Source organism: Flavobacterium sp. A45 (assembly GCF_002001005.1).
GTDB lineage: Bacteria > Bacteroidota > Bacteroidia > Flavobacteriales > Flavobacteriaceae > Flavobacterium.
Genome location: NZ_MUNX01000039.1, coordinates 39,203 through 47,595 on the forward strand (window position 1 = coordinate 39,203; position 8,393 = coordinate 47,595).

The 8,393-nt window shown below is 32.7% G+C and carries 9 protein-coding genes; 6 read left to right on the forward strand and 3 right to left on the reverse strand.

Translation table 11 applies throughout. The annotated features are described in order from the left end of the window. Window position 1 precedes the first annotated feature (1 nt). Entirely contained in the window at window positions 2-475 is a 474-nt protein-coding gene (rlmH, locus tag B0E44_RS01650; RefSeq protein WP_077370462.1) for a 23S rRNA (pseudouridine(1915)-N(3))-methyltransferase RlmH, read from the forward strand. 15 nt (window positions 476-490) lie between these two features. On the opposite strand, the gene B0E44_RS01655 is transcribed toward rlmH, so the two are convergent. Together B0E44_RS01655 and folP are read right to left on the reverse strand one after the other, a co-directional pair. Continuing rightward, a complete protein-coding gene (locus tag B0E44_RS01655; protein ID WP_174565120.1) occupies window positions 491-1,108 on the reverse strand; it encodes a hypothetical protein in 618 nt (205 codons plus the stop codon). A gap of 2 nt (window positions 1,109-1,110) precedes the next feature. Next, window positions 1,111-1,926 (reverse strand): dihydropteroate synthase, encoded by an 816-nt coding sequence (gene folP, locus B0E44_RS01660; RefSeq protein WP_254423228.1) that lies wholly within the window; start codon window positions 1,924-1,926, stop codon window positions 1,111-1,113. A 158-nt stretch (window positions 1,927-2,084) separates the two neighbouring features. On the opposite strand from folP, the gene B0E44_RS01665 reads away from it, so the two are divergent. From B0E44_RS01665 to B0E44_RS01685, 5 genes are all read left to right on the forward strand, one after another. Then, window positions 2,085-2,624, forward strand: a complete 540-nt coding sequence (locus B0E44_RS01665) for a DUF1599 domain-containing protein (protein WP_077370463.1) — start codon at window positions 2,085-2,087, stop codon at window positions 2,622-2,624. Between the two features lie 60 nt (window positions 2,625-2,684). Then, the gene (locus B0E44_RS01670; RefSeq protein WP_077370464.1) at window positions 2,685-3,785 is read left to right on the forward strand and encodes a BT_3928 family protein; all 1,101 of its coding nucleotides are present in this window, start codon (window positions 2,685-2,687) and stop codon (window positions 3,783-3,785) included. A 284-nt stretch (window positions 3,786-4,069) separates the two neighbouring features. Next, window positions 4,070-4,564 (forward strand): TlpA disulfide reductase family protein, encoded by a 495-nt coding sequence (locus tag B0E44_RS01675; RefSeq protein ID WP_077370465.1) that lies wholly within the window; start codon window positions 4,070-4,072, stop codon window positions 4,562-4,564. Between the two features lie 31 nt (window positions 4,565-4,595). Then, window positions 4,596-5,348, forward strand: a complete 753-nt coding sequence (gene tpiA / locus B0E44_RS01680) for a triose-phosphate isomerase (RefSeq protein ID WP_077370466.1) — start codon at window positions 4,596-4,598, stop codon at window positions 5,346-5,348. A 229-nt stretch (window positions 5,349-5,577) separates the two neighbouring features. After that, on the forward strand, window positions 5,578-6,375 hold the full coding sequence (locus B0E44_RS01685) for a hypothetical protein (protein WP_077370467.1): 798 nt from the start codon (window positions 5,578-5,580) through the stop codon (window positions 6,373-6,375). Window positions 6,376-6,501: 126 nt separating this feature from the next. On the opposite strand, the gene B0E44_RS01690 is transcribed toward B0E44_RS01685, so the two are convergent. Beyond that, window positions 6,502-8,169 (reverse strand): lipopolysaccharide assembly protein LapB, encoded by a 1,668-nt coding sequence (locus B0E44_RS01690; RefSeq protein ID WP_077370468.1) that lies wholly within the window; start codon window positions 8,167-8,169, stop codon window positions 6,502-6,504. Window positions 8,170-8,393 lie beyond the last annotated feature (224 nt).

Sequence of the window (8,393 nt, forward strand, 5' to 3'; positions counted from 1 at the left end):
GATGAACATCAAACTTATCGCCATAGGCAAAACCGACAATAAATCATTACAAACCTTAATTGACGATTATACTAAACGATTGTCTTTTTATATCAAGTTTGATTTGGAAATTATTCCAGATATCAAAAACGTAAAAAACTTATCGGAAAGCCAGCAAAAAGAAAAGGAAGGTGAACTTATTTTATCTAAAATCACTCCAACTGACCAGCTCATTTTATTGGATGAGAATGGAAAAACTTTTTCCAGTGTTGACTTTTCAACCGAATTGCAGAAGAAGATGAACTCGGGTGTAAAAACATTGGTTTTTGTCATTGGTGGTCCTTACGGTTTTTCAGACACAGTTTATGCCAAGGCAAATGGTAAAATATCACTTTCACTAATGACATTTTCACATCAGATGGTGCGTTTGTTTTTTATCGAGCAATTGTATCGCGGATTTACCATTTTAAGAAACGAACCGTATCATCATCAGTAGTTACAGTTACAGATGTTAGTAAGCAAATTCATGGTTCGAGATAAATTTCCACTCGATACTTTTTACAAAAATTTTCAGATTGACATACGTGCCAAAATTCATGTTTTTGTCAAAGCAGTAGTAAACATCATTATTTGAAGAGTTATTTTTAATATGATTTTCCAAATCATTTTTAGCAATCTCTTTGCTATTAACTAATATTTTATTGTTCTTATCAAAAAAAACAATCACTCCATTTTTAGGCTTTTCCATTTTATAATACACTTTCGTAAAAGGAATAAACGCCAGATTCTTGCCAATCGAATCTGCATACGAATAATAGTTTTCGGCAGTTTCATTTTTATGAGCGCTGTCTCCCCGTTTTTTTTCCTGCATTTTCATCACTTCTGGAATTACCAGCCGCAACGGTAAACGCTTGTCAATATTCAAAACCCAATTGGTTGTACCAATGCTATTTTTCCTGTTCACTTCTGCCAAAGTATCTTTCCCTTTTATTCTAAAAAAAATATAAATAGGCGATAAATCCACAACATCTTTAACTACAGTTCGATCTGCTTTTGGCAACAAAATATCTTCTTTGTTTCCACAAGAAATACACAGCAATAGTACAATTCCAAATAAATATTTTATCATTATTAACTCAATTTACTAAATAAACGAATACATTCAACCGCTTCTTTCACATCATGAACCCGAAGTATTTTTGCTCCTTTGGTTAACGAAATCGTATTCAAAACCGTGGTGCCGTTTAGTGCCATTTCGGCGTTTGTCTCCAATGTTTTATAAATCATAGATTTTCTAGAAATCCCAACTAACAAAGGCAACTCCAGCATTTGAAACAATTCCAGTTTTTGCATAACGCCATAATTTTGCTCCAATGTTTTAGCAAAACCAAAACCGGGATCCACGATTAAATCATTTATTCCAAGTGCTCTCGCTGCAGCAATTCGTTCCGAAAAATAGAAGAGCATTTCCTTAATTATATCCTCGTATTGCGTATGTTCCTGCATTGTTTGTGGCGTTCCCTTCATATGCATCATAATATATGGAACTTGGAATTTAGCAATGGTTTGCAGCATTTTGTCATCCAATTTACCGGCCGAAATATCATTGATGATTGCAGCGCCATTTTCAATGCAAATCTTTGCTACTCCAGCCCGAAAAGTATCAATTGACAATATAATCTCCGGAAATTGTTTTTGAAGCAAATTTACAACAGGAATTATCCTCGAAATCTCTTCTTCCTCAGAAACAAACTCAGCATTAGGTTTACTAGAATACGCTCCAACATCAATAAAATCAGCTCCTTCGTAGAGCATTTTTTCAACCCTTTCCAGAAGTTCGTTTTCATTTTTATACTTTCCACCGTCAAAAAAAGAGTTGGGAGTTATATTCAAAATCCCCATCACTTTTGGCGTCGACAAGTCAATAAGTTGCCCTTTACAGTTCATTTATTTTTAGTTTAAAAGTTTAAGACAGTTTAAAGTTGTTTAAAATTGTTTAAAATTGAACTAGACTCCCCAGCAACTCTTAAACCTATAAAACATTTAAACATTTAAACTTTATTTTTCTTATTTTTGGTGCAATTTTATACAAATATACATCAATAATGAAGAATACTTCACAAGAATATGACAAGGTGATTGCCATTTGCCGCACACTTTTTATCAATAAAATGAAAGATTATGGTAGTGCCTGGCGCATTTTGAGACTTCCTTCCCTAACCGATCAAATTTTCATAAAAGCCCAAAGAATAAGAAGCTTGCAAGAAAATGATGTCCGTAAAGTCGATGAAGACGAAACTGGAGAATTCATCGGTATCATCAATTATTCGATTATGGCTTTAATTCAATTGGAATTGGGTGTAGTTGATCAACCCGATTTAGAAACCGAAAGAGCAACTCAATTATACGATGCCAAAGTAGCTTTGACCAAGGAATTGATGGAAAACAAAAATCACGATTATGGAGAAGCCTGGCGTGATATGCGTGTAAGTTCACTTACAGATTTGATTTTGCAAAAACTACTTCGTGTAAAACAAATTGAAGACAACAAAGGAAAAACTATCGTCTCTGAAGGAATTGATGCTAATTATCAGGACATGATTAATTATTCCATTTTTGCTTTGATTTTGATGAACAAAAAATAAAATTTCTGAGCTTCAAATAAAGTTTCTAAAAGAGTATTATTAAAAAACAAATCCCCAAAAATGAAAAACATCATCACACAATTCTCTCGAATTTTCGTTGGAATCCTATTTATAATTTCAGGATTAATCAAGCTGAACGATCCTGTAGGTTTCTCCTATAAACTAGCGGAATATTTTAGCGAACCGGTTTTCAATATGCCGTTTTTCGTTCCTTTTTCCTTGGCAATAGCCCTATTTATAGTAATCTTGGAAGTAGTTTTAGGTGTTATGTTGCTCATTGGTTACAAATCAAAATGGACGATTTGGCTTTTATTGCTTTTGATAGTAAAATTCACTTTCCTGACCTTCTATTCTGCTTATTTTGATGTGGTAAAAGACTGCGGATGTTTTGGTGATGCTTTGCATCTTACTCCTTGGCAATCGTTTACTAAAGATGTTGTTTTATTATTTTTCATTTTGATTCTGTTTATCAATATGAAATTGGTAAAACCTCTTTTTTCAAATAAAGCACAGAATAGTCTTTCAATATTAACAGTTCTTCTATGCTGTTTTATGGGATATTGGGTCATCAATCACTTGCCTTTAAAAGATTTCCGAGCTTTCAAAGTAGGTAATAATATCCAGAAAGGAATGGAAATTCCAGAAGGCGCACCAAAATCGGTAGTGGAAATGATTTTCATCTACAAAGTAAATGGTGTGGACAAAGAATTTACCGAGAAAGATTTGGCCAACATTCCAGCTGGCGCCACTTTTGTCGACAGAAAAGACAAAATAATTAGCGAAGGTTACGTTCCTCCTATTCATGATTTTGTAATGGAAAAAGATGGATCCGATTATAAAGAAGAGCTATTGCAGGAACCAAAATTATTGATGGTTGTTGCCTATGATTTGGCTCTTGCCAATACCGATGGTCTTGCCAAGATCGAACAAATCAACAAAAAAGCTTCCGCAAAAGGATATAAAGTAATTGGTATGACAGCTTCGACACCCGAACAAATTGAAAAAATAAAAAAACAATATGGAATCACTTTTGATTTTTATTTCTGTGATGCCATTCCATTAAAAACCATTGAAAGAGCCAATCCAAGTTTTGTGATTCTTGAAAAAGGAACTGTAAAACAAAAAGTACATTACAACGATACGGAAGATTTAGTTTTCTAATTTCCTTTTTTCTATAACATAAACCTTGCAGGAATATCATTCTCATGCAAGGTTTTTTTTTGCTTGCCGTTATGAGTTGAAATCAAGAACTAAAAAAACATCAACTATAACGATATTGTAGATAATTTGGTAGTTTTTTATCATAAAATTATAAAATCAGCTTACTTAATATACAATTCTTTGGTTAACTTTGTGAAAACTTAATTTAAATGGAATCGCTATAATACCAAAAGGAATGAAGAATAGTGATTCCATATTCCAATAAAAACAAGTATTAACTTCATATGAAAAAAATTGCCTTATTACTTATTGCTTTTGCATCTTTTTCCTGCACTCAAGCTCAGAAAACTGAATTTTCCAAAAAAGCACTTTCCGAAACTTTATTAGCTACAGACGGAAGCCAAATTAAATTTAAAGATATCCTGAAAAACCAAAAAGGTAAAACAACCGTAATAGAATTTTGGGCATCTTGGTGTGGTGATTGTGTAAAAGCAATGCCAAAACTAAAAGAACTTCAAGCTAACAATCCAAACGTATCGTATGTGTTTATGTCAATGGACAAAACTCCCGAAAAATGGAAAGCAGGTATTGAAAAACACCAACTAAACGGATTGCATTTTATGGCAAACGACGGTATGAAAGGTGTTTTTGGAACGGCAATTGATTTGGATTGGATTCCGAGATACATCATTATTGACAAAACCGGAAAAATTGTTGTTTATCGCGCCATAGAAACTGACTTTGATAAAATAAACGCAACTTTAAAACAGTTACAATAAGAATTAATTAAAAAACATAAATACTACAAAAATGAGAAAGAAGATTGTTGCAGGAAACTGGAAAATGCATAAAAATGCAGCACAAACAAAAGAATTATTGAATGAACTATTGACGCAAATTCCAGCTGAAACTGCTGCACAAGTAATTGTTGCCCCAACATTTGTGAACTTGGCTTCGGCTGTAGAAAACTTAACACACTCCAATATATCTGTTGCCGCACAAAACTTACACCAAGCAGAAAGTGGTGCTTTTACAGGTGAAATATCTGCTGATATGCTAAAAAGTGTAGGCGTGAATACCGTAATTTTAGGTCACTCAGAGCGTAGAGCTATTTTTCATGAAACTGATGCTTTAATTGCAAGCAAAGTAGATACAGCCTTAAAACACGATATGACTGTAATTTTCTGTTTTGGTGAAGAATTAAAAGATCGTCAATCTGGAAACCACTTCAATATTGTTGAAAACCAATTGAGAGATGGTTTATTCCACATTGAAGCCAAAAATTGGGAAAAAATTGTATTGGCTTATGAGCCAGTTTGGGCTATTGGAACAGGTGAAACTGCTTCTCCAGAACAAGCACAAGATATGCATGAATTCATTAGAGAAACAGTTCGCAAAGCTTTCGGAAGCGATGTAGCTGAAGACGTTTCCATCCTTTACGGTGGAAGTGTAAAACCGGACAATGCAAAAGAAATCTTTTCTAAACCAGATGTAGATGGAGGTCTTATTGGTGGTGCTGCATTAAATGCAAAAGATTTCATTACCATTGTGACATCTATCTAAAAATGATATAAGTGAATTTAAACTTTCTTAAAGTTAATTTACTTTTTTTAAATATTCTAAAAACCTGTTCAAAGTATCGAGCAGGTTTTTTTTATTATAATTTTTACGCATTTTGATTCTAAAAATCATGTCTCAAATCTCTAAATAAAGAGAACATAAAATTTGAAAATTTTGCAAAAATCACCGAAATTTGCCACCCTCAAATACTTACAATAACCTAGAAAATTAAATGGAAATAAAGAAAAAAATTAAAACAAAATCCAATAAAATATGGCAAAAATGGTCTATTGCCTTTAGAATTATTCCCGTAATACTTTTTGTAGCATTGCTTAAGTTTTTATCCCATCATTTTGAATTGGAAGTACTCGAATTGAACGCTCTTTTTACCAGTTTAATAGCAGGAACCATTTTCCTTATCGGTTTTCTTATTAGTGGAGTTCTTTCGGATTATAAGGAAAGTGAAAAATTGCCAAGCGAACTCTCGGCATCCATAAAATCATTGTATGATGATGCTTATACCATTTACAAAGGCAAGAATTCACAAAAAGCATTTGAATTTATAGTCTTCCAAAAAACATTCACAAACTTTTTGATGGACTGGTTTTACAAAAAAGAAACAACCGCATTCATGGTGGAAAAAATAAGCCAAATGAATGATTACATTATCGAATTAGACAACGAAGGCATACAAGTGGGATATCTCCTCAGAATTAAGAATGAGCAAAACAATATTCGTAAAATGGTATTGCGAATTGATACTATTAGGGAAACCAACTTTATCGGTTCGGCTTATGCAATTTTGGAAGCTATGGGATTTTTGATTGCGCTGTCGCTGATTATCATTAAAATAGAACCTTTTTTCGTAGCCCTATTTTTCACACTACTTGTAACTTTTTTGATTTCTTATATGTTTTTATTAATCAAAGATCTTGATAATCCTTTTGATTATGCCGAAAACGGAGAAAGTGGTACCGAAATTTCACTGAAACCCATTCACGACCTTATAAAGGTTTTCAAGAAGCTATAACACATATTAAAAAACACTAAAAAAGCGATACAAAATCATTTGTACCGCTTTTTTAGCATTTTTTTACCAAAGATCCAGCTTCAATAAAAAGAACAATTTTAAACTATCCAATAATACATGAAACTATCATTTCAATGCTTTTAATTGGTCAATAGCATATTGATTCGTAGGATCTATACTCAATGTTTTATTAAAAACCTCTTTTGCTTTTACCTTATCTGTAACTTCATAAATAACCCCTAAATTGTTATAAGCTTCCACTAATTTAGATTTCATCGCTTTGGAGGTAAGCTCAGCAGGATCTTTCTTATTGGCAGCTGTTATGAAATCCTCATAATTTTTGGCTACCGAAGAATCGTTTTTAAGCAATACTTGAATTCTGGCCTTAAAAAGATATGCATCCTGAGTAGATGGGGAAGCTTTGATAATTGTATCCAATGAGAGATCTGCTTTTTTCAACTGTTCGATTTGTTGTGGGTTCAAATTTTCATGACCACTACAAGACCAATACACAGATGACGCAAAATAGAAATTATCCAACAAGAATGATTTAGTTTCAGTGTTTACAATTGCAATTTCATAAACGGAAGCAGCTCGTGAATACAATTTTTTCTCAAACAATTTCTTAGCCAAATCCGAAAGCTCTCCAGCAATAGCGGGAGTTAATTCAAATGATTTTTTAAAATCTAAAACTCCATTATCAATAAGTAAGGTATCAATAGGTGTCAAAGTCAATGCTTTTGATAATTTTGAAGCCCCTAAATAATAATAATCCCTACCAATCACCCTATTCGAAGAATTCGATACATAGGAAGTTAACGAGTTTATAGCTGTCTCAAAATTATCATTATGGTAAGCTGAATATCCTAAATAACGATAAATCCTTGGATTTACTTTATCCAGTTTACTCATTTCATTAGCTTCTGCTTCAAGTGCTTTGTAATCTTTTGCAAGAATTAAAAAATCGGCATGACGCATACGTGATTCCAGTGAATAATCCGTCAAAGACATGTATTTCTCATAATAAGCCAATCCTTTTGCAATGTGATCGTTGTAATTCCTAGCATCATTTAATGCCCAAAGGTATTGGGTTTCGGCAAGTTCACGATACACGGGACCATAATTGGCATCCAAGGCAATTACTTCGTTAAAAGAAATTAGTGCAGTAGGAAAGTTATGAGCATTTTTAATTAATGAACCCAATCCCATTTTGGCTCTCAGCAGCGTGTTATCTAATCTAAAAGCTGTTCGGTAACACTCATAAGACTCATTTTGTTTTTTATTGAATTTATAAGCATCTGCCAAAGCCAATAAAACTGCTGTGTTCGACGGATCAATTAACCTAGAATTACTCAAAATCTCAACTGCCTTTTTGTAATTCGGATTTTCTGAGTATGTATAGGCTTTGCCAATATATACCATCTCTTCCAAATCTTTTTTACTGCTATTTTGAGTTGCTAACGCAAAATATTTTTCGGCTTCAGCTACATCTCCTTTATCCAAAGCAATATAACCTAATCCAATATAATTAAAATTCCCTTTGGTCGAACACAAAATACCGGCATCAAAATGACTTTTGGCAGCTGGGTAATCCCCTTTCAACAGACTAACATTACCCAATAAAAATTTAGCATAACCATCTGTTGGCTTTGAGGCAGTAATGGCTTCTAAAATTTCTTTTGCTTTTTCATATTTTTCGGCATCAATAGCACTTTTTGCTTGTTTTATATCCTGCGCCTGTCCCCAAAAGCAAAAAAATAGTGTTGCAACGGTATAAATAAAAACTTTTTTCATGGTAGTTATAATTAATTATAAGATTAAAAATAGTGTTCTATTAAACTAGAATAAAACAACACTACAAATATAAAATATTATTAAACAAAAACAGCACATTTTGACCATTAAATAACTACAAATCAGTTAGTTATATTTTAATAAACATGATAAAAATCATTTTTTATATCCTTAAAAAAAATATACTATTACATAAAATCAGTAATAAAAATTGAAAACCTTCG

Excerpts from the sequence above, each read along its gene's own strand:
- B0E44_RS01685 (WP_077370467.1), top strand. The coding sequence starts at position 5,578 with ATGGAAATAAAGAAAAAAATTAAAACAAAATCCAATAAAATATGGCAA.
- rlmH (WP_077370462.1), top strand. The coding sequence starts at position 2 with ATGAACATCAAACTTATCGCCATAGGCAAAACCGACAATAAATCATTA.
- B0E44_RS01665 (WP_077370463.1), top strand. The coding sequence starts at position 2,085 with ATGAAGAATACTTCACAAGAATATGACAAGGTGATTGCCATTTGCCGC.
- tpiA (WP_077370466.1), top strand. The coding sequence starts at position 4,596 with ATGAGAAAGAAGATTGTTGCAGGAAACTGGAAAATGCATAAAAATGCA.
- B0E44_RS01690 (WP_077370468.1), bottom strand. The coding sequence starts at position 8,169 with ATGAAAAAAGTTTTTATTTATACCGTTGCAACACTATTTTTTTGCTTT.
- B0E44_RS01670 (WP_077370464.1), top strand. The coding sequence starts at position 2,685 with ATGAAAAACATCATCACACAATTCTCTCGAATTTTCGTTGGAATCCTA.
- B0E44_RS01655 (WP_174565120.1), bottom strand. The coding sequence starts at position 1,108 with ATGATAAAATATTTATTTGGAATTGTACTATTGCTGTGTATTTCTTGT.
- folP (WP_254423228.1), bottom strand. The coding sequence starts at position 1,926 with ATGAACTGTAAAGGGCAACTTATTGACTTGTCGACGCCAAAAGTGATG.
- B0E44_RS01675 (WP_077370465.1), top strand. The coding sequence starts at position 4,070 with ATGAAAAAAATTGCCTTATTACTTATTGCTTTTGCATCTTTTTCCTGC.